Source organism: Limosilactobacillus sp. C0001E2, assembly GCF_056590915.1.
The window spans coordinates 92,737-117,417 of record NZ_JBWPXC010000002.1 but is presented as its reverse complement, the minus strand read 5'-3'; the positions used below and the strand labels follow the sequence as shown (position 1 = coordinate 117,417).

At 43.1% G+C, this 24,681-nt stretch carries 21 protein-coding genes and 1 pseudogene; 11 read left to right on the top strand and 11 right to left on the bottom strand.

Features of this window, described 5'->3' with window-relative positions; genetic code table 11:
• Positions 1-2 precede the first annotated feature (2 nt).
• From AC1EKL_RS02780 to AC1EKL_RS02770, 3 genes are all read left to right on the top strand, one after another.
• Positions 3-2,402 (top strand): Xaa-Pro dipeptidyl-peptidase, encoded by a 2,400-nt coding sequence (locus AC1EKL_RS02780; protein WP_480188388.1) that lies wholly within the window; start codon positions 3-5, stop codon positions 2,400-2,402.
• A 117-nt stretch (positions 2,403-2,519) separates the two neighbouring features.
• Positions 2,520-3,431 carry a proline-specific peptidase family protein gene (locus AC1EKL_RS02775; protein ID WP_480188389.1) on the top strand — a complete coding sequence of 304 codons (912 nt, stop codon included), beginning with the start codon at positions 2,520-2,522 and terminating at the stop codon, positions 3,429-3,431.
• 104 nt (positions 3,432-3,535) lie between these two features.
• On the top strand, positions 3,536-4,183 hold the full coding sequence (locus AC1EKL_RS02770) for an HAD family hydrolase (protein ID WP_480188390.1): 648 nt from the start codon (positions 3,536-3,538) through the stop codon (positions 4,181-4,183).
• Between the two features lie 76 nt (positions 4,184-4,259).
• Here the strand turns inward: AC1EKL_RS02770 and AC1EKL_RS02765 are convergent, their stop codons facing one another.
• Positions 4,260-6,587 carry a glycoside hydrolase family 31 protein gene (locus AC1EKL_RS02765; RefSeq protein ID WP_480189955.1) on the bottom strand — a complete coding sequence of 776 codons (2,328 nt, stop codon included), beginning with the start codon at positions 6,585-6,587 and terminating at the stop codon, positions 4,260-4,262.
• Positions 6,588-6,762: 175 nt separating this feature from the next.
• On the opposite strand from AC1EKL_RS02765, the gene AC1EKL_RS02760 reads away from it, so the two are divergent.
• The 3 genes from AC1EKL_RS02760 (at position 6,763) to AC1EKL_RS02750 (ending at position 9,050) form a co-directional block, all read left to right on the top strand.
• Complete coding sequence (locus tag AC1EKL_RS02760) at positions 6,763-7,752, top strand: LacI family DNA-binding transcriptional regulator (protein ID WP_480188392.1); 990 nt, start codon at positions 6,763-6,765, stop codon at positions 7,750-7,752.
• Between the two features lie 48 nt (positions 7,753-7,800).
• Positions 7,801-8,340 carry a L,D-transpeptidase gene (locus AC1EKL_RS02755; RefSeq protein WP_464465124.1) on the top strand — a complete coding sequence of 180 codons (540 nt, stop codon included), beginning with the start codon at positions 7,801-7,803 and terminating at the stop codon, positions 8,338-8,340.
• Between the two features lie 140 nt (positions 8,341-8,480).
• The gene (locus AC1EKL_RS02750; RefSeq protein ID WP_480188393.1) at positions 8,481-9,050 is read left to right on the top strand and encodes a L,D-transpeptidase; all 570 of its coding nucleotides are present in this window, start codon (positions 8,481-8,483) and stop codon (positions 9,048-9,050) included.
• Positions 9,051-9,092: 42 nt separating this feature from the next.
• Here the strand turns inward: AC1EKL_RS02750 and AC1EKL_RS02745 are convergent, their stop codons facing one another.
• Positions 9,093-10,625, bottom strand: coding sequence for an ABC transporter permease/substrate-binding protein (locus tag AC1EKL_RS02745; protein ID WP_480188394.1), 1,533 nt, complete (start codon positions 10,623-10,625; stop codon positions 9,093-9,095).
• Positions 10,618-11,565, bottom strand: coding sequence for an ATP-binding cassette domain-containing protein (locus AC1EKL_RS02740; RefSeq protein ID WP_480188395.1), 948 nt, complete (start codon positions 11,563-11,565; stop codon positions 10,618-10,620). Before AC1EKL_RS02740 ends, AC1EKL_RS02745 begins: the two co-directional genes overlap by 8 nt.
• A gap of 150 nt (positions 11,566-11,715) precedes the next feature.
• On the opposite strand from AC1EKL_RS02740, the gene AC1EKL_RS02735 reads away from it, so the two are divergent.
• Together AC1EKL_RS02735 and AC1EKL_RS02730 are read left to right on the top strand one after the other, a co-directional pair.
• Positions 11,716-12,156, top strand: a complete 441-nt coding sequence (locus AC1EKL_RS02735) for an Rrf2 family transcriptional regulator (protein ID WP_480188396.1) — start codon at positions 11,716-11,718, stop codon at positions 12,154-12,156.
• Entirely contained in the window at positions 12,153-13,019 is an 867-nt protein-coding gene (locus AC1EKL_RS02730; protein WP_480188397.1) for an SDR family oxidoreductase, read from the top strand. Before AC1EKL_RS02735 ends, AC1EKL_RS02730 begins: the two co-directional genes overlap by 4 nt.
• A 28-nt stretch (positions 13,020-13,047) precedes the next feature.
• Here the strand turns inward: AC1EKL_RS02730 and AC1EKL_RS02725 are convergent, their stop codons facing one another.
• The 3 genes from AC1EKL_RS02725 to AC1EKL_RS02715 all read right to left on the bottom strand — a co-directional run bounded on the left by AC1EKL_RS02725 (position 13,048) and on the right by AC1EKL_RS02715 (position 17,384).
• A complete protein-coding gene (locus tag AC1EKL_RS02725; protein ID WP_480188398.1) occupies positions 13,048-14,127 on the bottom strand; it encodes a DHHA1 domain-containing protein in 1,080 nt (359 codons plus the stop codon).
• A gap of 89 nt (positions 14,128-14,216) precedes the next feature.
• Positions 14,217-15,608 carry an SLC45 family MFS transporter gene (locus AC1EKL_RS02720; RefSeq protein WP_480188485.1) on the bottom strand — a complete coding sequence of 464 codons (1,392 nt, stop codon included), beginning with the start codon at positions 15,606-15,608 and terminating at the stop codon, positions 14,217-14,219.
• Positions 15,609-15,833: 225 nt separating this feature from the next.
• Entirely contained in the window at positions 15,834-17,384 is a 1,551-nt protein-coding gene (locus tag AC1EKL_RS02715) for an ABC-F family ATP-binding cassette domain-containing protein (protein ID WP_480188399.1), read from the bottom strand.
• Between the two features lie 145 nt (positions 17,385-17,529).
• Between AC1EKL_RS02715 and AC1EKL_RS02710 the strand changes: the two genes are divergently transcribed.
• The 3 genes from AC1EKL_RS02710 (at position 17,530) to msrA (ending at position 19,782) form a co-directional block, all read left to right on the top strand.
• Positions 17,530-18,030, top strand: coding sequence for a flavodoxin family protein (locus tag AC1EKL_RS02710; RefSeq protein ID WP_480188486.1), 501 nt, complete (start codon positions 17,530-17,532; stop codon positions 18,028-18,030).
• 371 nt (positions 18,031-18,401) lie between these two features.
• Positions 18,402-19,247: a MetQ/NlpA family ABC transporter substrate-binding protein gene (locus AC1EKL_RS02705; RefSeq protein WP_480189957.1), complete on the top strand. Its 846-nt coding sequence runs from the start codon at positions 18,402-18,404 to the stop codon at positions 19,245-19,247.
• A 13-nt stretch (positions 19,248-19,260) separates the two neighbouring features.
• Complete coding sequence (gene msrA, locus AC1EKL_RS02700; RefSeq protein ID WP_480188401.1) at positions 19,261-19,782, top strand: peptide-methionine (S)-S-oxide reductase MsrA; 522 nt, start codon at positions 19,261-19,263, stop codon at positions 19,780-19,782.
• Between the two features lie 53 nt (positions 19,783-19,835).
• Here msrA and sufU read toward each other — a convergent pair whose 3' ends face one another.
• From sufU to rbsK, 5 genes and pseudogenes are all read right to left on the bottom strand, one after another.
• Positions 19,836-20,282: a Fe-S cluster assembly sulfur transfer protein SufU gene (sufU, locus tag AC1EKL_RS02695; RefSeq protein WP_480188402.1), complete on the bottom strand. Its 447-nt coding sequence runs from the start codon at positions 20,280-20,282 to the stop codon at positions 19,836-19,838.
• Positions 20,269-21,494, bottom strand: a pseudogene (locus AC1EKL_RS02690) (aminotransferase class V-fold PLP-dependent enzyme). Before AC1EKL_RS02690 ends, sufU begins: the two are co-directional and overlap by 14 nt.
• A 184-nt stretch (positions 21,495-21,678) precedes the next feature.
• Entirely contained in the window at positions 21,679-23,028 is a 1,350-nt protein-coding gene (gene fucP, locus AC1EKL_RS02685; protein ID WP_480188404.1) for an L-fucose:H+ symporter permease, read from the bottom strand.
• Positions 23,029-23,053: 25 nt separating this feature from the next.
• Positions 23,054-23,449: a D-ribose pyranase gene (rbsD, locus tag AC1EKL_RS02680; RefSeq protein ID WP_006916505.1), complete on the bottom strand. Its 396-nt coding sequence runs from the start codon at positions 23,447-23,449 to the stop codon at positions 23,054-23,056.
• 25 nt (positions 23,450-23,474) lie between these two features.
• Positions 23,475-24,404 (bottom strand): ribokinase, encoded by a 930-nt coding sequence (gene rbsK, locus AC1EKL_RS02675; RefSeq protein ID WP_480188405.1) that lies wholly within the window; start codon positions 24,402-24,404, stop codon positions 23,475-23,477.
• Positions 24,405-24,681 lie beyond the last annotated feature (277 nt).

Below are 24,681 nucleotides of genomic sequence, written 5' to 3'. Positions count from 1 at the left end.
CCATGAAAAATAATCAATTTGCCATCGCTCCTGCTTACCATCAGCATCGCATGACCGAACTACAAACCATTCATTTGTTGCATCCAGATGAAGAACAACAATTAAGCCCTAACCAGCTTTGGGTAAAACTGTTAACCCGCATCCACATTGCCGACCACACACCCGCTTTGGATTACGAATGGTTAAATAGCCTGCTTGCTACTCCGGATCAATCAATTACTGATTGGTTAGACCAGAATCTGCCTTTAACTGACCAAGTCTTCTACCTGGTCGCACTGCAATTGCTTCAATTCGAACCAGCAATTGACTTTGCGATTGACGATCCCATCACCGGCATGAAGAAAATCCAACTGTCAATGGAGCACCACGAGCACTGGACTACTGCTAACGTGATCGACGCTTTCTACCTGTTATTAAATACGCGCACGAAACTCGGTCAAAATCTGCTCGATCGCTTAACGAGTCAAGGAATGCTCACGTGGACTTACGCGTTACCCGCTAGTCAAAAACCAATCTACTTTAATGGTAAGCCCATTGCTAGTTTTGACCCGACACGTTTCATCCGTGAAGTGGTCTATGTTGAAACCGACATGGACACTGATTACGATGGAAAAGCTGATCTAGTGAAGGTTGAAATTATGCGCCCAGCAGATAGTAATGACGGGCTTAAAGTGCCAGCAGTCTTCACTGCGAGTCCGTACAATCAGGGGACTAATGACAAGTGGGGTGAAGAAATTACCCACAACGTTAATGTCCCACTGACCCATAAGGATCCTCACGACCAGTCCCCTGCTGAACCTGATTTCCCAATGACCTTTACTAAGCAAACCGTCAACGGTGAGAGTCAAACCGCGGCCGAATCATTCAGTACCACACCTGCATATACACTTAACACTTACCTAAGCGTGCGCGGTTATGCCATTGTCTATGCCTCTGGAATTGGCACCAAGGATTCCGATGGCCTACAAACTTGTGGTTCGCCAGAACAAACTGACTCCATGAAAGCCGTTGTCGAATGGCTGCATGGTGATCGTCGAGCCTTTACCGACCGCACAAGCGGCGTTGCTATCCGCGCGGACTGGTGCAATGGCAACGTGGGGATGACTGGTCGTTCCTACCTTGGAACCTTAGCCACTGCCGTTGCCACAACTGGGGTGGCTGGTTTAAAGGCCATCGTAAGTGAAGCAGCCATCTCCAATTGGTATGACTATTATCGAGAAAATGGTTTAGTCATGGCGCCAGGTGGTTTCCAAGGGGAAGACGCGGATGTTTTAGCAGCTGAAACCTTCAGTCGGACCAAGTCGCCAGCAGACTATCGACGGATTGAAGCAACCAATAATCGCTATATGAAAGGCTTAGCCGCTGCCGAAGACCGTGCAACTGGTAACTATAACGGTTTCTGGGCTCACCGTAATTACCTGCCAAACGTTGATAATATTAAATGTTCCGTAATGATGGTCCATGGTTTAAACGATTGGAACGTTAAGCCAGTCAATGTGAAGAACCTCTACGATGCCCTCTCTGGGATGCCCAACACTAGCAAATTAATTTTTCACCAAGGTCAGCACATTTATATCAATGCCTTCCGTTCCCTTGATTTTTCTGAAATGATTAATCTCTGGTTTGCTAATAAACTATGGGAACTAGATAATCATGCTGACGAGCTGCTCCCAGATGTCTTAGTTCAAGATAATGTCCACCCCGAAACTTGGACAACCTACACTAACTGGTCGGGTAACCAAAGTACAACTCTGAATTTAACAAATAACAGTCTGACCACGGAAAATGCCACTGCTTCTAGTCGCGTTAAATTCAATGACCAGCAAGATGATGCGACCTACCAAAAGTGGTGTCACAAGCCCGCCGAATGGTCCCAGGCCTTGCTAAATGATTTTGATGGTCACTTTAGCGCTCACTTTGTTAGTGCCCCATTAAAAGAGGACTGGCTATTACGCGGTACCCCAACGTTGAAAGTGCGGATTGCCTCCTCTGCTGATCACGGACTGCTTAGTGCCCGCCTGGTTGACCGCGGAAGTGCCAAACGTTTAACCGTTTCACCAGTTATTTTAGCTAAAGATGGTCTGGAACTTGCTTATCATTTTGGTAAGGATGACCTCCGTGAATTCCAATTGCAAAAGGAAACTACGGACGCCAAGGTTATTTCATATGGTCACATTAATCTACAAAACCGGCGGGATGCTTCAAGCGTTGATGATTTAACCGCTGGCCAATTTGTTGACGTTGAGCTTCCCCTGCAACCAATTTTTCACACTTTAGCAGCTGGGCACCAATTAGAATTAATTCTCTTTGCAACGGATTATGAAATGACTCTCCGGGGAAACGAAGCAATTTCCTACCAGATTGATCCACAAAATTGTTCATTAATTTTGCCGAATAATTAATTAGTTTTTTGATTCCAGAACGTCTGATGATGGTCACCATCACAGGCGTTTGTTTTTTAAAGAAAAATGAGTTAACATTTATCATATTCTAATAGAGACGAGAGAGGGAGATTCATTATGAAGCAAGGAACCAAAATCTTAACCCTAGATAACGGTTACCACCTTTGGACCAACACCCAAGGCGAAGGCGACATCCACCTTCTTGCCCTGCATGGTGGTCCTGGTGGCAATCATGAATACTGGGAAGATACCGCTGAACAATTAAAGAAACAGGGCCTGAACGTTCAAGTTCACATGTATGATCAATTAGGCTCCCTATATTCTGACCAGCCTGATTATTCCGACCCAGAGATTGCGAAAAAATATTTAACCTATGAATATTTTCTCGACGAAGTGGAAGAAGTGCGCCAAAAACTTGGCCTTGACAACTTCTACCTTATTGGACAAAGCTGGGGTGGCCTTCTCGTTCAAGAATATGCCGTTAAATATGGACAACATCTGAAAGGCGCAATCATCTCCTCAATGGTTGATGACGTTGACGATTACGTAGAACACGTCAATAAAATTCGGGAAGATGTTCTCCCGGCTGAAGAAGTGGCCTTTATGAAGGAGTGCGAAGATAATGGCAACTGGGATAACGACCGTTATCAAGCTGACGTGCAGGTCTTAAACGAAAACTACGTTGACCGTAAACAACCATCCAAACTGGAACACGTTCGCAGTTTAGATGACGATGCCGTTTATCACGCTTTCCAAGGAGATAACGAATTTGTCATCACTGGAAAGCTAGCTAGCTGGCACTTCACTGACCAGCTACACAACATCAAGGTGCCAACTCTCCTGACCTTTGGTGAACACGAAACGATGCCACTCAGTGCCGCTCGGCGAATGGAAAAGTTGATTCCAAACGCTCAACTCGTTACCACGCCAAATGGTGGTCATCACCACATGCTGGATAACCCTGATGTATACTACAAACACCTTGCTGACTTCCTTCGCCAAGTCGAAGCCGGAACCTTTAATAAATAATTTTTCGAGGGGACAAAATAGGACCACTGCAATGGTCATCTTTTGTCCCTTTTGGTTTGTCCCGAAAGGGCGTAAAATATAGTTATTATCAAGTGGGAGGAATTATGATGGCTCAAATGAAAAACTTTATCTTTGATATTGATGGAACATTAATCAATACGATTGATATGTACATGCCTGCCATGTTTGAAGTGTTAGCCAAGCATGGTTATCAATATACAAAGGAGGAAACGGATCGTCTCAATAAGGAAGGCTTTGGTATTACTGCTGACGATGCTCTCCGGCTCGCCAAGGTCAAAGAAGCAGACATCCGGCCCATCCAAGAAGAATGGTTTCAGCTTTCCTATACTCGGCAAGACCGGGTAACGGTGTTCCCCGGAATCAAAGAAATGTTGGATGACCTTTCCAAACGTACCGATACCCAACTTGCAGTTGCAACTTCAAAGTTGGCTTATGAGTATGCCAAGTTTCAGCGGCAGTATTATTTTGCCGATCTTTTTAAGGTTGCCATCACCTCTGAAGATACCGAAAAGCACAAGCCAGCTCCCGACCCTATTCTTGCGGCGGTCAAGGCACTCGATGCTGATCCAAATACGACTGTTTATGTCGGCGATACCATTAATGACTTAAAGGCGGCCCACGCCGCTGGGGTAAAATTTGCTGCGGCATTATATGGTTCTGCAGATCCAGATTCAATTAAAGGAGCAGCAGATTACTTACTCCATACACCAACCGATCTAGAAAAGTGCTAGCCAGAGTTTTGAACATAAAAAAATACGGCGTAGAGTCCGATGTATCCGAATTCTACGCCGTATTTTTTACAATTGATTATTGTTCATTCACTAATTTATATTCATCAGTATCAGCATGATAAGTAAACTCATACCGGCTTTGATCAGTTTCAACGTAAATCTTTTCATACGTTGGCTTGTAACCATGCTTTGTTAACTTCACGGCCACATGACCGTCTTCAGTCACTTCAACATAGTATTCATTAAATTCACCCTGTTGGTACTTAAAGTCTTGACCATTGTCTTGATAATGCTTAGTCGAACCACATTCACCAAAGAGTCGGAATGTCATGACCTTCTCTGGTTCATCACTGACGTGCATTACCTTGTTACCCCATGGTAAGACCGTGTTCGCCTTCACAAAGAGTGGCAACTTATCAATTGGTGCATCCGCCATGATGTACTGTTGACCTGAATATTCAGCATGGTTCCAGAAGTCAATCCAGTTTCCTGCTGGTAAGTAGACCAACCGTTTTGCGGCTCCTTGATTAACAATTGGTGCAACCAAGATGTTGGTACCAATCATGTATGCATCATTCAAATTCCGCGTTTCTTGATCATCGGGGTAATTCAGGACCAATGGCCGCATTACTGGTAACCCCGATTCCGTTTCGTGCCGGAATTGATCGTACAAGTATGGGATGAACCGGTACCGTAAGTTCAAGTACTTGCGGTAAATATCCAGTGTTTGCTTACCGAATGCCCATGGTTCTTGATACCGTGATCCTAAAATCGAGTGGTTCCGGAAGAGCGGAACTAGCAATGAAGCTTCAATCCACCGGGTTAACAACTCCGGCGTGGTATCTTCTTGGAACCCACCAATGTCGGTCCCAGCAAAGGCAAATCCACTCAAACCAAGGCCGTTTAACTGTGGAATTGCCAATTGGAGGTGAGACCAAACCGCTGTATTATCACCGGTCCAAACCGTTGAATACTTTTGGGTCCCTGCATAGGCAGCTCGGGTAATAATGTACGGCCGCTTGCCAGTTGCCTGCTTCATTCCTTCATAAGTTGCTTGAGCTTGTAGGTGGCCAAAGACGTTGTGCATTTTGGCATGGGTACTAATGTTGACCCCATCATGGAAAACCAGGTCGTCTGGCAACTGCCCTTTCGCCTGGAAATTAGCGGGTTCGTCCATGTCATTCCAAACTCCGCACACACCCATGTCAGCAAAGAACTTCACGTGCTTTGCCCACCACTTGCGCACATCTTCGTTACCAAAGTCAGGAAAGACCGAATCACCTGGCCAAACGGAGCCAACGTAAACACTCCCGTCAGGATTGGTTACAAAGTAGCCTTTCTCCATTCCTTCTTTATAGATATCATATTTATCATCAACTTTAACTCCGGCGTCCAAAATCGGCATGAGGCGAATCCCACGTTGCTTCATTCTTTGAACAAAGGCTTTCGGATCCTTATATTTAGTAGTGTCCCAAGTGAAGTCTCGGTAGCCGTACATGTAATCAATGTCCAAGTGAATGACATCAATTGGCAGATTGTGCTCCGCAAAGCCGTCCGCAATCCTTTCTACTCGCTGGTCACTAGTACTGTATCCCCAGCGCGATTGTTGATAACCTAACATCCACTTTTGTGGCAGAGGAACCACCCCTGTTAAGTAGGTATAGTTAGCAACAACATCCTTCAGCGTATGACCACCTAAAATATAGTAATCAACGTTTCCACCAACTGCAGAATAGTAATAGTAATTGTCGCTTTCCTTACCGAGGTCAAAATGACTCTTGTAGGTATCATCAAAGAATAAGCCATACGGGTGCCCATTCTTCAAACCATACATTACGGGAATCGACTTATAAAGGTGGGTTTCCGTTTCATTATGCAGAACTGGTACGTCACTATTCCAATTATCGTATTCATACCCACGCTTGTTCAAAAAGCCAGTCTTGCCACCTAATCCATAGAAGACTTCATCCTTAGCCAATGACTTAATGATTTCAAAATTAACATTGTCTGGATTGGCCTTGGCATGAACCGCATGTCCTTCTGACATTACCGTCTTCCGGTGCTCATCATCCATGTCGGTTGGTAATGGCTCTCGCTTTCCTCGATAGTCAAGCACTAGCGGATTGCCATCCGCATCATAAACATCAAGCTTAGCGTCATCATATGCTTTAACGATCAATGCACCAGTCCGGATTTCAACGTGATCGCCTTTATTTTCGACTGTATAATTAGTTTTTCGCTGTTTATTGCCCTCAATCGCATATGAATTAGTTGGGCAACCATGGTCTTGAAAAACCTGAATAATTTCGTTCGTTAAAATTTTTAAAACTAAGTCCTTGCTGGAAGCAAAACTTAATGTAATGGTTTGATTGTCATCTTGATACCCTGTTAATTGATTACTCATTGTCATGAAACTCCCTTTCAGTTGACGTGAAGTTAAATGTAATTCGTTTACAGTGTTCACTGTATCACATTACGCAAACGTTTACAATAGCTGTTTAATAATAATGTAAACGCTTGCTAGTTAACCAAATTGCACTATAATGGTAGTAATGAAAATATTCGGAGGAAGTAATTAAATGAAAGCCACAATTAAAGATGTTGCCAAAGCGGCCCATGTATCTACGGCAACCGTTTCCCGGGTTCTCTCAAATAAAGCGGGAACCTATCGTGAAGAGACTGCGAAGGTCGTTCGTAAAGTTGCCGACCAGTTAGGCTATCACCGCAATGTATCGGCCGCAGAGTTAGCCGCCAATGAAGTTAAAACTATCGCCATCATCATTAATAATACCAAGACTCATTTCTGGCAGGAAGTTCTTGATGGCATTCAAGAAGCGCTTCAGGATGCTCACCGCAACTCGATTATTTTTTATGCAGGAAATAACGATGAGGCAATGCTTACGCAGGCGATTAATAACGTTTTAGCCCGTTCCGTTTCCGGGATTCTACTCATCTCTGCCAAAGCCACGCCCCGTCAATTAAGACTGCTCAATAATTCTGGTCTCCCTTACCGCTTTGTTTCTATTTACGGTAGCGATGATCAAGAAACCAAGTTTGTCAGTTCTGATAACATTAAAATTGGTGAATTAGCAACCTCGTACTTAATCGATCATGGTCATTCCAAAATTGGACTATTAGGAATTGACCAGTCCACCACTGGAAAACAACGGTTACTTGGCTATGAAAAAGTAATGACTAAAGCTAACCTAGTGGTCGATCCAAACTGGGTGCAATATGGAGACTACAGTTTTGAAAATGCGCAAAAATTATTTAAACGAGTACGTAACCTCGGTTTGACAGCAATCATTGCCGCCAGTGATATGGTTGCTGCTGGACTCATTAAGGCGGCCAATCAGTTTGGATATTCAATTCCGGAAGACCTTTCCATCATCAGTATTGACGGTACTTTTATTTGCGATATCACATCACCGACCATTTCCAGCGTTTCACAACAATTTAAATTAATGGGGCAACGCAGCGTCACCAATTTAATTGAGAATGCAGACGCCGAGTTTATTCCTGTGCATATTACCGAACGAAAAAGTGTCAAAAATCTTCAGTCTCTGTAACCCAAATGTGTTAGAATGTTCCCTGTATTATTAAGGGAGCGAATTAAAATGAAGAAATTTAGTAAATTATTATTAGCAACCACGCTTGTGGCGGCACTACTAATGATGATTTGGGGTGGAACCGCCGGATCTGCGAAGGCTGCCAAGATTGATTATCGTAAGCCTTCAGAAAACAAACCATACCCAGATGTTCAAAAAAATCCGGGAATGTGGATTCATGTCAATTTGAAAAAGCAACGCGTTTACCTGATGAGCAACAAGAACAAAAAGCTCTACACGATGTACTGTTCATCTGGTGCTCATAACGCTACGCCGACTGGTACTTACCATATCGAAGACGTCCGTGGGGATACTTTCTATAACCAAGAAGAAAAGGCGGGAGCTAACTATTACGTGGCTTGGAAGGGAAACGACTTTCTCTTCCACTCTGTCCCAATTAACGATAAGGGGCAATACGACAAGAAGCAGGCTTCTTACTTAGGAAAAAAGCCAATGTCACACGGTTGTATCCGTTTATCAATTCCGGATTCACAATGGATGTACAAAAACATCCCTACCGGCACGAAAGTTGTGATTTCAAAAGATTAGCTTAAAAACTAATAAACCGGTCAGCATTGTTTGATACTGACCGGTTTTTGCTAATCATTTAAATTCTGGTTAAGCTTACTTCTTTGGCAGCTTTTTGTGCTAAACTCAGGGCTAATCATTAATAATTAAGGAAGTTCATTATGAAATTGATTCGTCATTTGATCATTTTGACCATACTGGTGTTCCTGGTACTTTTTGGTGGACGCTACCTTTTTCACCAACATCTTGAAAATACTTCAATCACTCACCAGACGCCAACCAGTAATCAATGGCAACATTCATCCGAAACGAAACCTTACCCGAACGTTAGTCAATACCCTCATCTCTGGATCCTCGTTTCGAAAAAGCGCCAAAGGGTCTACTTAATTAATCACGGAAGAACCCTATACACAATGTATGCGTCAACGGGTTCTGGTAAGGACAATAATACGCCAACTGGTACTTATCATATTCAAGCCGAACGCGGCCAATCATTTTTTAACGCCAAAAGTGGCGAAGGCGCCCGTTACTGGGTTTCTTGGAAAAATCATGGCGAATACCTTTTCCACTCCGTCCCGATTAACCGTCGAGGCCAATACCTGGTTAGTGAGGCCCAAGCACTGGGTAAAACTGCCAATTCGCATGGCTGTGTCCGTCTCTCCGTACCAGACGCACGTTGGTTGTACCAAAATATCAAACAAGGAACTAAAGTCGTAATTACCAATTCATAAATTAAAGTGGGAGCTCAGAATGCGCATTCTGAGTTTCCCACTTTAGTTATCTAATAAATGATGTTTTACCAAATACTGCCGAGCCACTGTTGCTGCACTTTTCTTTTTAACCGTTACTTCATAGTTCATCCGCTGCATTTCCTTCGTGGTAATTTTCCCGGCCAACTTGTTGAGAGCAGCAACCACCCGTGGATTCCGCTTAGCAAAACTCTCCTTCATTAGTGGTGCCCCTTGATATGGCGGGAAGAAGTGGCGATCATCCTGTAACATTTTCAAGTGATATTGGGTAATTTGCGGATCCGTGGTGTAGCCATCGACCACATTCACCCGCCCATTGGCAATGGCCTGATAACGAATTGATGGCTCCATGGTTTTGACATTTTTAAAATGATAGCCATATGGCTGCTTCAATCCTTGATAACCATCGTGCAATTGATAGAAATCTGGATCAAAGCCAGCAGTAATTTCATTATTATAATTAGCAAGCTGACTCATCTTTGTTAACTGGTGAGTTTTGGCAAACTGCGGGCTTGCCACTAATGCATACCCATTTTGATATTGCATTGGCTTCAAATAACGCATTTGATAACGGCGTGCTAATTCCCGCTTAGCCAACTGATATGTCTCTTGCGGATTAGCTCCCGTTTTTCGCTTGGACTTAATAATTTGTTGGTTGACCGTTCCCGTAAATTCCGGATAAACATCAATTTGATTACTTTGTAACGCCTTAAACAGGAATGTCGTACCACCAAAATTTGGTTTTAAAGTAACCTCTGCCTGGGGATCTTCCTGCTGAATCAGATCCTTATACATATGAATCAAGATATCGGGTTCACTACCCATTTTTCCAGCAATCACAATCTTAGTTGGCGCAGGACGCAATACTTGATACCCTTTATAACCGCCAAATCCAAATAGTAAAATTACGATCGCGACCATCCCGATCCGCAGACGTTTGGTATTACTGCCGACAAACTTTAATAACCAACTAAAGAAAAAGGCTAGAATGGCGGACAACACCGCCCCAATAATGACATAGGTATTATTATTGGATTGAATTCCCGTCAAGATAAAGGTTCCAAGACCACCACCGCCAATTAAGGCTGCCAGAGTCGCGGTACCAATAATCATCACAAGCGAAATTCGAATTCCTGATAAAATCATCGGCATCGCCAATGGTAATTCAAGCCGTTGCAACTTTTTCCATTTAGTGAGGCCAAAAGCTGTCGCTGCTTCTTCTAAATTTGGAGCAATCCGCGTGAGTCCAGCATAAGTATTTTGAAAAATCGGCATAATAGCATATAACACGAGGGCAATTACAGCCGGTACCGTGCCGATCCCCACCAGCGGAATTAGTAACCCTAAAATGGCCAAACTAGGAATCGTTTGGATAATTCCCGCAACTTGCAAGCAGCCTTCGGCGATGCGACGATGATCCTTCAGCAGGATGGCTAATGGAATGGCAATCACCATCGCAATTAACAGGGACAGTAAAGAAATGCTGATGTGCTGCTCGGTTGCCTTAATGATTGCTCCCTGTTGAGTGTGAAGCGTTTCTGCAATTGAGTTAAACACGATTCTCTTCCCTCCTAATCAAATAATTCCAGACGTCCTGCCGATTAACGATGTATTGACCATCGTCAGTCTGCACAACAAACTGCTGATCTTGATGGTCACGGCAAAACGCAAATAGTTCCTCCAATTTTTTAGCAGTGACCATGGGTAAATCATCAGAAACCGTGCTGACTTTCTTCCCCAATCCGCCATCAAGGACTGCCCCCAGTGCAAAATGAAAGCCATGTCCATGAAAGAACTCTTTCACAAATTCAGTTGCGGGCTGGTTAATAATTTCCTGGGGTGTGCCAACCTGCTGTAAAATACCGTCTTTAAGTACCGCAATTTTAGTTCCCAGCCGTAATGCCTCATGCATATCGTGCGTCACAAAGATGATGGTGGTTTTAGTCTGCTGCTGTAGTTTCAACACTAGATCTTGCAGTTGACGACGAACCACTGGATCCAAAGCACTAAACGGTTCATCCATTAAAATGACCGCTGGTCTAGCTGCGAGCGCCCGAATGATGCCGACTCGTTGTTGTTCACCACCGGACAGTTCATTTGGCATCCGTTTAGCGTACTTTTCGGGATTCATATCGACTGCCCGTAATAGTTCATACGCCCGCTGATGACGTTTTACTTTCGCAACTCCTTGCTGTTCTAATTGAATTGCAATATTATCCTGCAAATTTAAATTAGGAAATAAGCTACTGTCTTGTAAAACATAGCCAGTTTGTAATCGTAATTGTTGGAGATCATAATCTTTAATCTTTTTCCCTTGATAATAGACGTTCCCTTCGGTGGGGACAGTTAAGCGATTGAACATTTTCAATAAAGTAGTTTTCCCGCTCCCACTGGGGCCAACCAACACAAAGAGGTCCCCTTCGTTAATTTCAAATGAAACATCCCGAATGACCGGAACGGAGGAATAGGTTTTAGCTACGTGGTCGTATTTAATCATTTCAGCCCTCCTAGTCGTAATTATTTTAGTTACGTCAATTATATCTTTAGTCTCTAAAGTGTCAAGGTTAACGTTTAATTTTGTAACTTGAAAAGTTACGATCAGTAGAGTATATTATAGTCAATCACATTTCTTAATTGAGGTGAGTTTATGAAAGTTTCAACTCGGTTTAGTGATGCTATCCACATCCTGGCCTACTTAAATATCTATGAAAACACCAAACTCTCTAGTGAAAATATCGCGGCAAGTGTCATGACGTCACCGGTCGTGGTTCGTCGCATCATGGGAGCATTACAAAAGGCCGGTCTAATCCAAACCACCCATGGTTCACCGAATCCCCATCTTGCTAAGCAGCCGAGCGCGATTTCTTTACTGGATATTTACTATGCGGTTGAAGGAGATCGCCAGCTTTTTAGTGTCGACCCCACAACCAATCCAGAATGTATCGTGGGCGGTAATATTCAAAAAGTTCTCGATCAGGCCTACCAAGAAGTGCAGAACGCCGCGTTTGGCCGGTTATCCCGGATTACTTTAGAAGACATCATTAATGACATTTTAGTTGCCCACACAAAGGAGGAAAATCAACAATGAATTACTTAGTTACTGGCGCTAGCGGCCATCTAGGTCAAAAGGTTGTTCATCACCTACGGAATTATGTTGACGAAGCTGACATTCGCGTTGGTGTTCATAACATGAAAAAGGCTTCCCTTTTCGATGGTACCAGTATGACCGTTACTCACTTAGATTACACCGATCCATCAACAATTGACCAAAGTTTTACTGATATTGACGTTCTCATATATATTCCAAGTATCACCTATAACTTAATACAACGGGTTCAAGAATTTGAAAATGTGTTGGCCGGTGCCAAGCGCAATGGAATTGAAAGCTTCATTTTCGTTAGCTTCTTTGCCGATCAAACTAATAATCCATTTCAAATGTCACCATTCTACGCTTACGTTCCCCGGCGTCTCGCGGGAAGCGGTTTAGCATACGCTTATGTCCGCAATACCCTCTATGCAGATCCACTGGTGCCGTACTTACCGGAATTAATCGAACGTGGTCATCTTATCTACCCAGTTGGCGACCGACCACTCAGCTTTATTAGTCGTAACGACAGTGCTAAAGCAATTGCTAGTCTAGCTGCGCAACCAACCATGCGAGATCATGGACAAAGTTATCTCCTCTCGATGCCGCAAAATTATAATATGATTGAGCTAGCCAAAATCATGACCGACGTCACTGGGCAGCCGATTTCCTATCGACCAGTGACGGTTGAACAATTCGGAAGAATATATAAGAATGATGGCGGTGCTGAACTAGCTTCCATGTACGATGCTGGTGGGCGCGGTTTAATGAGCGCAACTAGTAATGATTTCCACCGCCTTACTGGTGAAGATCCAATTACAATGGACCGCTTTTTGCACGCTAATTACCAAAAATCATCGTTATAAAAAATGGCTCCAAATTGGAGCCATTTTTTTAGTTCTGATCACCAAACAAAGCAGCCAGTTTTGCTGCCACCGCTGGGTCTAAATTATCTGCGACCGTTTCCTGATTTGCCGCCTGATCTGCCTCTGCTTCTTGAATTTGGTTCTGCACATGCTCAATCACGGCACGCTCCCCAACTTGGATCATATTAATATCAATTCGACCACCAGCAGCATCTGCGTGGCCACCACCACGGAAATACTTTTCTGCAAATTTGGCCACATCAATCTGACCATTACTCCGCAGGGACAAACTAGTCGGACTAATCACCAGCGCTGCTGCGACTTCGGGATGCTCTTCTAATAACGCATGCGCAATTTCAGACTTGTAATCGTCAGCGTATACAAAACCCCACTTATGACCACCTAATTCATCAATTAAAACGTCTTTCAAGTGATGGTGAAGGTAGTGCTGACGCCGATCATTTAGCGTTTGAATCAGCAGCGCGTTTTCTGCACGATATTGCTGCCAGCCCTTTAAATAAACTTTTTGAATAAATTCTGCAGAATGATCTAACGGATAAAACCAAAAGAGTTGGTCCAATTCATCCGCTCCCGTTTTAACTTCCTTCGCTAAGGTTGGATCATTTTGCCAATCCCAAGTATCATAGGCCCGAATCAATTCCACAATTTGTGCTAAGGTCGTTTGACGTTCTAGAGCCAAGCGATTCGCCCTGTCCTGTTGCTGAACCCAATTCCAAACTAAGCTAGTGGCGCTTTGGTTCTGACCATTATCAAAAGTCACCATGTTATTAGAATACTGTTGCCGGGAAGCCGCCGCCGTTTCATGATGATCAAACACTAACCAGTGGTTGGCAAAATTGGTGTTTAGTTGCTGAAAAGTGTGCTTACTTTCGGGCGTCATATCCATAATGTAGACATCAGTATAAGCCCCTAAATCGGCATGGGTAAACCAATAATCCAATTCTTCATCAATCTTACCTGCTCCAATATTGGTAATCTTAAATTCTTCGTCCGGGAATACTAATTCCTGAACCGCCGTTAGTAAAAATGGCGCCCCAAACCCGTCTAAATCATTATGTGAAAAAACCTTTATTTGTCGCTGTGCCATTTGCTCAATTCCTTTGTTATTTTTCTTCATTATACAAAAAGCACGAAACAACAGCTAGTTGTTCCGCACTTTTTAAATTTAGTTATCGCTTATGCCTTAGCGGCGGCCACCCCTTCATGAATTTGGTGAACTGCGATGGCACCAATGATTAAGGAGATTCCCGCAATTAACATCATTGTTGGTTGACTCTTGCCCGTCATTGGGAAGATCACAAAGCTCAATAATGAAGCTGCAATTTGTGGTAAACAAATTCCGATATTAAACAATCCCATGTAGGCACCTTCGTTTTCACCATTTAACGATGAAGTTAACAGGGTAAATGGAATTGTGTGAATCGTAAAGTATGAAATTCCAAAGAGAATAAAGGCCACAATGGTCAATGCTTGATTGTGCGCTAATGATACTAGGATTAAACCAATTCCACCGAGAGTCAACCCTAGCGTGTACCATTGTTTCCGTGCATTGGCCTTGGACTTAGAGTAGAGAAAGCCCCAGCAAATTCCAGCAACACTCAAAATTGCCGTCAACACACCGTACCAGTTACCAGCTGCTTGAAAGCCCGCACTAGTTGGGTTCGTGGTCCCCCAAACGTTCTTTGCAAGTGTTCCCGTCGAATAAGTCCAGACGTACATTACACCGACCCAACTGAAGAATTGAACTAAACAAATTTCGTAAAAGGCCTTTGGTGCCGTCTTCAATAAGTGCCAGAGTGAAACTGACTTCTTATTAGCAGCCGGATCAATCCCATGATACTTAGCGTAAGTAGCGGGATCGTATTCCTTAACGTTAAAGACGGTCCACATACTAGTAATCAGTAAGACTGCCGCCGCAACAATGTATGCCCAAATAACGGTGTTTGGTACCACACCTTTTTTAGCGGTGTTGTGCATACCGAATGCGGTAAAGATAAATGGTAACAGTGATGCTAAAATACCACCAGTGTTAAAGAAGATCTGTTGCCATGACCAGGCAAAATTCTTTTGCTTGTTGTTAACCATATCACCGACAATCATTCGGAATGGTTGCATACAAATGTTGTTAAACAGGTCCATAAAGCAAACAGCAAATGCTGCAAAGATCATCGCAGCCAGCGAACCATAACCGAAGCCGAAGGATCCAGAAAATGGCAGCATCAACAAAACTAGTGCTGCAATTGGCGCACCAAACAGTAAGTATGGCATTCGCCGACCAAACCGGTTCCAGGTCCGATCTGAGTACTTACCAATTAATGGTTGGACAATCATTCCCATTAACGGTGGGAAAATGAAGAAGAAACCTAACGTGTTCGGATTAGCACCAATTGATTGGAAAATCCGACTCATCTGGGAACTCTGTAGTGAAAATCCCATATTAATTCCCAAGAAACCAAACGTAATCGCAAAGATCACGCGCTTCGGTAGATCTGGTAGCCCAGCATCAAGGTCTACCCGTGCTTTCTTCACGGGTTTTACTTGGTGCAGCTGGTTACCCTTGTGTGTCATATCCATGTTTACACTCCCCTAATTGACAGCAGAATCTAACTTTTACACGAATAAATGAATAATTGCTAACTAATGTAAAGGTTATTTCCTGTAGACAGCTAACTCTTGTAAACGTTTACATTAACTACAATTCTTATCCTAACATCTTTTTACCAATTTGCAACCATTTTTGAGAAAACGTTTACATGTAAACTACAAAAAAAGGGCCGAAATCCTTTTCTTAAGCTACTTCCGCTCTTTCAAACTTAATTTTTCCACATTTAATACTTTATCGAGCCAGCCATCTGTAAAACTCGCTTCGTGACTTACCAGAATGAGGTTCCCTGGAAATTGTTGTAATGCCCGTTTGAGCCCCTCCTTCGTTTCATCATCAAGGTGATTCGTTGGTTCATCCATTACCAAAAAATTGCTGGGCGTTAGTTCGAGAATTGCTAATTTCACCTTGGTTTGCTCACCACCAGATAACAAATGCAGCGTTTTTTGGGTGTTAGCAGCGTTAATCCCTGCCCCTGCTAACCGTTGACGAATCGTTTTCGGCAGCATGGTCGGAAATAGATTCTGAATGGTTTGGAGCGGCGTCAGCGTCGGGTCATCCCATTCCAGATCCTGATCAAAGTAGTTCACAATCGCCGATGGTGAAAAGGTCGCTGCCCCTGCTAAAGATGGAATCTTGCCGAGAATTGACTTGATCAGCGTTGACTTACCGACCCCATTAAAACCAGTCAAGAGTAATTTCTCGCCCATTGTCATGGAGAACGTGACCGGCTTCAATAGTGGCCGCCCATAACCCACCGCTAGTTCGGTTACCCGCAGTGCATTCGCTGACCCCGTATTTTCATAGGGAAACTTAAATGTCGCTTTTAAATTATCCGAGGGTGGATCAATCCGGTCCATCCGCGCCAGCATTTTCTCCCGTGACTTGGCCATCGTCGATTTAGAACCTGCTTTATTCTTCCGGATAAAACGTTCAGCTTTCTCAATCGTTTCCTGTTGTTTCTCATACTCCCGTTGCTGCGTTTCCTTACGTTCTTCCTTTTGCCGCATGGCTTGTTGGAAGCTTCCGCGGTACTTCGTAATTTTCCCAAACGCCACGTCCACAATTGAATTCGTAACTCGTTCCAAAAAATCATAATCGTGAGAAATGATCATCGCAGCGCCAGTAAAGTCATTTAAATAGTCAATTAGCCATTTGATATGTGCAGTATCCAAATAGTTTGTTGGTTCGTCAAGCAAAATGACATCGGGATTTTCCAATAACATTTTGGCCAAAATAATTTTGGAGCGTTGACCACCACTCATCTCGGAAACGACGTGATCTTTACCAATTTCATTTAGTCCTAACCCCGACATTACGCGTTCAATCTGAGTCTCCACTTCATAGAAATTATTGGCATCTAACTTTTCTTGAAGTCGCCCGGCCTTAGTTAATAGCTGATCATCCATCGAAGTGGCATAGTCAGAATACAGTTGATTCATCTCGTCATTTATCTTATATAACTGACTAAAGGCAGTGTGCAAAAATTCAATTAGCGTCATCCCATGCGGAATATCAACGTATTGATCTAAATAGCCGATTTTGGTATTCTTCTGCCACTTAAGCTGACCCGCAACCGGCAATTCAGTCCCAATCAAAATCTTAATGAGGGTCGACTTACCAGCCCCATTTTGGCCAACCACTCCCATATGTTCGCCCTTTTCGAGCTGAAAACTGGCATTTTCATATAGCTTTTTATCCGCAAAACTCATCGTCAGTCCCGAAACATCTAAAACGGCCATCTATTTTCATCTCCGTATAATTTAATCAAATACTATTAATCATAACAATTTACGATAAAGAAGACAACAAAAACGTTTGAGAAGTGCTAAGATAGAAGTTAGAACGTTTAGCAATGTATAAATCAAGGAGGGACTCACGGTGCGCATGTTGATTATTAACGGCAGCCCACTCAAAGATGGGGCGGTCCGAGCAATTACCAATCGGTTTAGTGCTGGGGCGCAAGAAGCAGGACATGAAGTGATCCAATTTAATGCTGGTAGCGATCCTTTGCCCATGCTCCACGTTGATCACGAGCAAAATTTTCAGTTAACCAACCAACGATTAAGTGAATTAAAAGAGCAAATGATGAAAGCTGATACCATCGTCTTTACCACGCCCCTCTACTTTTTCGGGATGTCGGCCCAAATGAAAACCGTTATCGACTATATGCAATTTTGGACCAAAGAGCTGCGCAAAGAAAAGACGGCTGTCTTGATTGCGGTCGCAGAAACCGATAACTTTGATAATATCAAATCTGAATTCAAAGAAATCTTCGACGATCTTGGCTGGCGTTTCGGTGGTCAGGTTTTGGCCGGTAAAGTGACGGGGCCCGATCACTTACGCTTCTATCCAGAAGTCGCCTATGAATTAGGAAAATCACTCTAAAGGGTTGACAGACGTAAATCGTTTCGTTATGATAATGACAACTTAATTAAAAAAATGATTAGAAAAGATGATTAATCACTAATTTCTGGCAAAGAGAGTCGTGGTTTGCTGAAAAACGATCCTGAAATGGTTGATGAAGATGGTCTTGTGAAAATCTAACTAACGAGCATTAGTAAGTTGGTTACGGGGTGGCAACCGTTATTCAGAGCTGCGGTTTACTGTTTGAGCTGATTGATTTGGTGACAAATAATGAACCGACTGAGGGTATCTTGAGATACTGAATTAGGGTGGTAACACGTTACAGACGTCCCATAGAATAAGCATAGCTGTTCTCTGGGACGTTTTTCTTTTCTAATCAAGGAGGAATTCTTATGAAAAAACGTCATTCTGGGATTATTACATTAATCATTATCGCTATTATTGTTATTGGTGGAGTCATTGGCTTTATTCACCACCGGACTACCCAGCAAAATAAAGTGGTTCGGTTAGGATTAGTCGGTACGGATTCACAACCAGTTTGGAATAACGTCCGTAAACGATTAAAGAAGCAAGGCATTACCATTCAGTACGTCACTTTTAATGACTATGTCCAACCCGACGTGGCGCTAAAAGAAGGTAAAATTGATATGCATTCTTGTCTCACCCGCTACTACTTTGATTCCTACAACAAAAAGGAAAATGCCCACCTCACTTCCATCGGCAATACCGTTATTTCACCACTGGGCGTTTATTCAAAAAAATTCCAAAGCATTAAGGACCTCCCCAACGGTGCCACAATTGCGATTCCTAACGAACCAACTACGCTCGGTCGTGGTTTAAATGTCCTGCAATCCGCCGGTTTGATCAAAGTTAAAAAGGGTTCTGGAATTAAACCATCATTGAACGATATTACAGATAACCCCAAAAATTTGAAATTTAAGGAAGTTGACCCGGCTACTGCAGCCCGTGCACTAAATTCTGTTGATGCTTCAATCATTAACGGGAATTACGCCGAAGCCGCTAATCTGAATCCAAAGAAGGATTCTATCTACCTCGAACCAGTTAACAAACAGGCCAAGCCATACGTAAATATCATTGCGGTTCAAGAAAAGAACAAGAATAACAAAGTCTACAAAAAAGTTGTCGCTGCTTACCAAACTGAGGAAACTAAGCAAGCCATCGAAAAAACCTACAAGGGTTCTGAAGTTGCTGCTTGGCCAATCTTTGGTAAAAATTAAGGAGGAATGAACAATGAGTTTAGATACTGCAATTTTTGCTGGTGGTTGTTTTTGGTGCATGGTCGAACCATTCGATACCCATCCGGGAATTGAAAAAGTTGAATCCGGCTATACTGGCGGTCACATCGCCAACCCGACTTATGAACAGGTTAAATCTGGCACGACTGGTCATACTGAAGCGGTAAAAATTACTTTTGATCCCCAGGTAATTTCCTACCAAGAATTGGTGGAAATTTATTGGCACCAAACTGATCCCACCGATGCCAGCGGTCAGTTTCAGGACCGGGGAGATAACTACCGACCCGTCATCTTTGTTAAAGATGACCAGCAACGTCAAATCGCGGAAGCATCTAAGCAAAAGCTTCAAGACAGTGGCCTGTTTGATGAACCGATCGTCACGCAAATTGAAGATGCACAACCATTTTATCTAGCTGAAGATTACCATCAGGACTTTTACAAGAAAAATCCGGACGTTTATGCCGCCCAAGAAGCGGGTGGTCGCGAACAATTTAAAGATCAACATTGGAATAAGTAAGAAATGCGGGCGAGAGTGCAATCATCACACTCTCGCCCGCTTTACTGATAATATTACTGATCATTTTGCATTAAAATTTCTTGAACCGCATGCCACGACAGCGTCGCACACTTAATCCGCGCCGGAAATTCTGCGACGGTCCCCATCACTGCAGCGTCGCCCAACTTCCTTTGCATTGTTGGCGAAATTTCTTTTCCCATGCACAAATCTAAAAACGCTTGAATTAATCGTTGCGCTTCGTCCACGCTTCGTCCAGTCAATTCATCCGTCATCATACTAGCAGCTGCTTGTGAAATCGTACATCCTTGGCCATTAAAACAAACCTTTTGTAACTGGCCGTTTTGAATTTGCACGGCCACATTTACCGTGTCCCCACACGTTGGATTATGAAGGGTCTTTTGGTGACTCCCTTCTGGCAGGTGAATAGCATAATGGTGTGGTTGCTTGGCATGTTCTAGCACCAACGTTTTATATAAAAATCCTAATTTAGCTAAGCCCATTTTGAAAAAACTCCCTTACCGCCACGAGGGCATCCAAGAACCGCTGACATTCATCAATTGTATTGTAAAAGGCAACACTAGCGCGAACCGTTGCGTTAACCCCGAGCGTATGCATCAACGGTTGCGCGCAATGGTGACCAGCCCGTACAGCGACCCCTTCCATATCCAGTCCAGTTGCAACATCATGGGGATGGAGCCCGCTAAGATTAAAAGCAAACACTCCCGTGTGCTCTTGTTGCGTTCCATATAATGTTACACCATCAACTTCACGAAGCCGTGGTAAAAGGTAGTTAGCCAGCCCCTGCTCTTGTTGTTCAATCGCCGAAAAGCCAATTTGCTTTAAATAATCAATCGCTGCCCCGAGACCGATTACCCCACTAATATTGGGGGTTCCAGCTTCAAACCCCAGTGGTGCACGCTTGAAAGTCGTCTTCGTGCGGGTAACATCTTCGATCATTTCGCCTCCAAACGCACTGGACACGTCATCTGAAGGACATCGCTACGGCCGTATAGAACCCCAATGCCAGTGGGTGCTAACATTTTATGACCAGAAAATGCAATGAAATCAGCATCCCACTTCTGCACATCAACTGGTCGATGACCTACTAGCTGAGCAGCATCCACTACAAAAAAAGCCTGGACCTGATGAGCTAAATTTGCTAATTTGCGAATAGGTGTCAACGTCCCGAGTACGTTAGAAGCAGCCGTCACCGCCACAATTTTCGTTCGTGACGTAATTTGTTCCGCCGCGCTTTTCAAGGATAATTTCTGTTCGGCATCTAATTCAATAAACTTGAGTTGTGCCCCAGTGCGCATTGCCAATTCTTGCCACGGTACAAGATTACTATGGTGCTCCATTGCCGTCACAACAATTTCATCGCCCGCTTCAACAACCTGATCGCCGAAGCCACGCGCAATCACGTTTAGGCTCTCTGTTGTTGATCTGGTAAAAATAATATCTTTTGCCGCTTGGGCATTGATAAAGCGCGCTACTTTTTGTCGGACCTGTTCATAATGTTCTGTAGCACGTTCTGCTAGCGTATGAACACCCCGGTGCACATTAGCGTTTTCTGTTAAGTAGTAATTACGAACTGCATCAAGAACTGGCAGTGGCGTTTGTGAAGTGGCTGCATTATCAAAATAGATTAATGGTTCCCCATTGACCCGTTGATTTAAAATAGGAAAATCTTTGCGGACCGTTTGCACATCCATTTTATATCCCTTCTTAACTACTTATGATGACGATTTTTGCGGTAACTCCAAACTGTTCCAATTAAGAAACAGACAATTACAATAATCACGTAAATCCAAATCATGATTTTTCCTCCTAAACAAAAAAGAGGTTTGAAACCTCGATGATCAAACCTCTTTATTATATCATTTTTATCCATCCAGATTAGTGTTCTTGAACTTGGTCTGGGTGAGCTTGTTCCCAACGGTGTTCGCTGAAGAAGTAGATCGCAATCAAAGCGAAACATACTGCTGGAACAACGAAGGAAAGTTGCATTGAACCAGAAAGGTCAGATACCCGCCCCATCAGTAATGGAACTAATGAACCACCGATCAAGGACATAACCATGAAGGCACCACCAGTTTCGGTGTACTTCTTTTCGTGAACTTGATCCAAACCGTGAGCGTAAATCGTTGGCCAGAATGGTCCAAAGAAGAAGTCACTCATTACGGCACCCCAAATAGCAGCAGTTCCATGGTAAGTAAAGGCGAAGACCAGACTCAATGTCCCAAGAATACCGTACCAAGTCATAACCTTGGTAATTGAGAAGCGGTGCATTAACCAAGTAGCAGGTAGCTTACCAATAAAGAAGGCAGCGTAACCAATAATCATGTAGTTAGTAGCCGCGTGGTCAGTAATGCCTGGGATAATCCGTAAAGCAAAACGAATCGTAAATGACCAAACACAAGTCTGCATTCCGGCGTAAAGGAATTGTGCCCCAACCGCCTTCATGAAGCGCTTGTTATGAATTAAGTAGCCAACTGATTCACCAGTTGATGGCTTCTTTTCTTCAACCCCTTGGGCATCCTTCTTTGGTGCAGCCTTGGAGTATGGCATCTTAGTAATGGCAATTAAAATAAAGAGAATAATTAAGGCAACTAAGATGTACTTGTATGGCTTCAAAGTTAATTGAAGAACTTCTTTGTTGTATGCCAACTTTTCAGCAGCACTCATTCCCTTAACTTCGTCTTCCATGTTACCGTGGCCGGCAAAGACTAAGTACTTACCTAACACAATCCCAGTGATGTTACCAATTGGAATTAATAATTGGGAAATGTTAATCCGCAGGTTTGCAGTACTCTTTGGCCCGATCATTGTGGAATAAGTATCACATGAAGTTTCCAGGAAACTTAAACCAATGGCGATAACGAAAACCGCACCTAAGAACATTCCATAAGTAGCCATGTGAGATGCAGGGAAGAACAAGGCACAACCGATAATAAAGAATGTTAAACCAGTTAAAATAGCAAATTTATATGTGTTCTTCCGAATGATGGCTGCAGCTGGCAATGCCAGTAAGAAGTAACCACCGTAGAAGGCAAATTGAACAAGTGCTGTAGCAGTATCATTCAAAGTAAAGACCGTCTTAAACTGGGTAATTAAAATATCGTTTAAGGCTGCGGCCATTGCCCAGAATGGGAAAACTAAAGTAACTAAAATGTATTGCCAAATTGGCGTTTTGCTAAGGTAACCATCGGGATATTGAACCCATGATTGCTTTTTTGTACTATCCATTATTAAACCTCTTTCTAATTAAGCTTTAGAATGTTACACCAGATTCAAGAATAATGTTGGAGTATGGCGTCATTTCACCAGTCCGAATAAAGGCGTGGGTCTTGGCCAAGTTCTTCTTTAAGTCCGCGTGGGGCATAAATTCAATTTCAACATCTGGCAATGCCTTTTTGATGTTTTCCAATTGTTCAGGGTTTTGATCCTTAATTTCGTCCGCTAAGTAAATCTTTTGGACCTTCATTTCCTTCAAAACATTCTTGAGAACATCCATGAAGCTTGGTAATTCTTTATCAACACAAAGGTCAATCTTCTTTGTACCCATTGGTACTGGCATTCCGGCATCACCGATTGAAAGCCAATCCATGTGACCCATTCCAGCAACAACTGATGCAACTTCTGAATTTAAAATTCCTGTTTTTTTCATTTTAATATTCCCCTTTCGTAGTATTCTACTTGCCACTTTCGGCTAAGGCTGCTTTAACTTCATCGTAGGTTGGAATTGAAGGTGCAGCCCCCATCTTTTGAACAGTAAGACTAGAAGCCCGTTGCGCGTATACCAAGGCATCCGCAATATTACTCAAGTCCTTCTTCAATTGTGAAGTCAATGCGCCGATGAAAGTATCCCCAGCAGCAGTGGTATCAACTGGCTTAACTTTGAACGCTGGAACCAAGCCATGATCATTTGGTGTGGAGTAGAAGACCCCTTTTGAACCTAATGTGATCAGCAGGTTCGGTACGCCCTTAGCTTTGAAGTATTCAGCCGTCTTGATCATGGAATCTTCATCGGTAATCTCGATCCCCGTGAGTAAAGCACTTTCCGTTTCGTTTGGTGCAATCACATCAGTGTACTTCAACAATTCTGGATCAATATCCTTGGCTGGTGCGGGGTTCAAAATGGTGGTTACGCCATTTTCCTTTGCCCGCTTAAAGGCTTCAGCAGAAACTTTTTGTGGTGTTTCAAATTGAGTAATGATGAAATCAATTTCTTTAAATAAATCATCAGTGTTCTTCAAAACATCCGTTGTCATAGCTTGGTTAGCACCACCGTATACCATGATGTCATTTTGGCCTTCAGCATCCAAAGTGATCATCGCAGTCCCGGTACCATGCATCTTGTCAATGCCAACAAACTTCGTGTCAATACCATCTTCTTGCATTGATTCACGCATAAATTGGCCTTCTTGGTCAGCGCCAACCATGCCGATGTGATAAGTCTTAGCACCAGACCGTGCACAGGCAACTGATTGGTTAGCACCCTTTCCACCAGGAGCTGAGGACTTATCCTTAGCTTGTAAAGTTTCTCCAGGTTGTGGGAAGCGATCCATGTGGTAAGTAGTATCAACATTAATACTACCCAGAACAGCAATCTTGTTTGACATTCTGTCATCCTCCTTGTTCAGTAAAATCACGTAAACCGTTTTACATTTTCTTAACGATCATAATTTACCATACCAAGAAATCGTTTGCAAGCGCATTCCGTCAACAAGTTTAACGTTTTAACAATGAAAACATCATGAAAACGTATACGCTCGGCCTTTCACATTCCTCAAAATTTTTTAAAATTTTTTCTGTAGATGTTTCGAACATTTGCAAACGCATTCAATAAAATCAGTGAATTGAAATCGGTTTGCTTGTGAAAGTTAACACCAATTCACC

Bases quoted from the DNA above. Each gene is read 5' to 3' on its own strand.
- AC1EKL_RS02780 (WP_480188388.1), top strand. From the start codon at position 3: ATGAAAAATAATCAATTTGCCATCGCTCCTGCTTACCATCAGCATCGC.
- AC1EKL_RS02725 (WP_480188398.1), bottom strand. From the start codon at position 14,127: ATGGCACAGCGACAAATAAAGGTTTTTTCACATAATGATTTAGACGGG.
- AC1EKL_RS02765 (WP_480189955.1), bottom strand. From the start codon at position 6,587: ATGAGTAATCAATTAACAGGGTATCAAGATGACAATCAAACCATTACA.
- AC1EKL_RS02755 (WP_464465124.1), top strand. From the start codon at position 7,801: ATGAAGAAATTTAGTAAATTATTATTAGCAACCACGCTTGTGGCGGCA.
- fucP (WP_480188404.1), bottom strand. From the start codon at position 23,028: ATGGATAGTACAAAAAAGCAATCATGGGTTCAATATCCCGATGGTTAC.
- AC1EKL_RS02720 (WP_480188485.1), bottom strand. From the start codon at position 15,608: ATGACACACAAGGGTAACCAGCTGCACCAAGTAAAACCCGTGAAGAAA.
- AC1EKL_RS02735 (WP_480188396.1), top strand. From the start codon at position 11,716: ATGAAAGTTTCAACTCGGTTTAGTGATGCTATCCACATCCTGGCCTAC.
- AC1EKL_RS02760 (WP_480188392.1), top strand. From the start codon at position 6,763: ATGAAAGCCACAATTAAAGATGTTGCCAAAGCGGCCCATGTATCTACG.
- rbsK (WP_480188405.1), bottom strand. From the start codon at position 24,404: ATGTCAAACAAGATTGCTGTTCTGGGTAGTATTAATGTTGATACTACT.
- AC1EKL_RS02730 (WP_480188397.1), top strand. From the start codon at position 12,153: ATGAATTACTTAGTTACTGGCGCTAGCGGCCATCTAGGTCAAAAGGTT.
- AC1EKL_RS02750 (WP_480188393.1), top strand. From the start codon at position 8,481: ATGAAATTGATTCGTCATTTGATCATTTTGACCATACTGGTGTTCCTG.
- rbsD (WP_006916505.1), bottom strand. From the start codon at position 23,449: ATGAAAAAAACAGGAATTTTAAATTCAGAAGTTGCATCAGTTGTTGCT.
- msrA (WP_480188401.1), top strand. From the start codon at position 19,261: ATGAGTTTAGATACTGCAATTTTTGCTGGTGGTTGTTTTTGGTGCATG.
- AC1EKL_RS02705 (WP_480189957.1), top strand. From the start codon at position 18,402: ATGAAAAAACGTCATTCTGGGATTATTACATTAATCATTATCGCTATT.
- sufU (WP_480188402.1), bottom strand. From the start codon at position 20,282: ATGGGCTTAGCTAAATTAGGATTTTTATATAAAACGTTGGTGCTAGAA.
- AC1EKL_RS02740 (WP_480188395.1), bottom strand. From the start codon at position 11,565: ATGATTAAATACGACCACGTAGCTAAAACCTATTCCTCCGTTCCGGTC.
- AC1EKL_RS02770 (WP_480188390.1), top strand. From the start codon at position 3,536: ATGATGGCTCAAATGAAAAACTTTATCTTTGATATTGATGGAACATTA.
- AC1EKL_RS02710 (WP_480188486.1), top strand. From the start codon at position 17,530: ATGTTGATTATTAACGGCAGCCCACTCAAAGATGGGGCGGTCCGAGCA.
- AC1EKL_RS02775 (WP_480188389.1), top strand. From the start codon at position 2,520: ATGAAGCAAGGAACCAAAATCTTAACCCTAGATAACGGTTACCACCTT.
- AC1EKL_RS02715 (WP_480188399.1), bottom strand. From the start codon at position 17,384: ATGGCCGTTTTAGATGTTTCGGGACTGACGATGAGTTTTGCGGATAAA.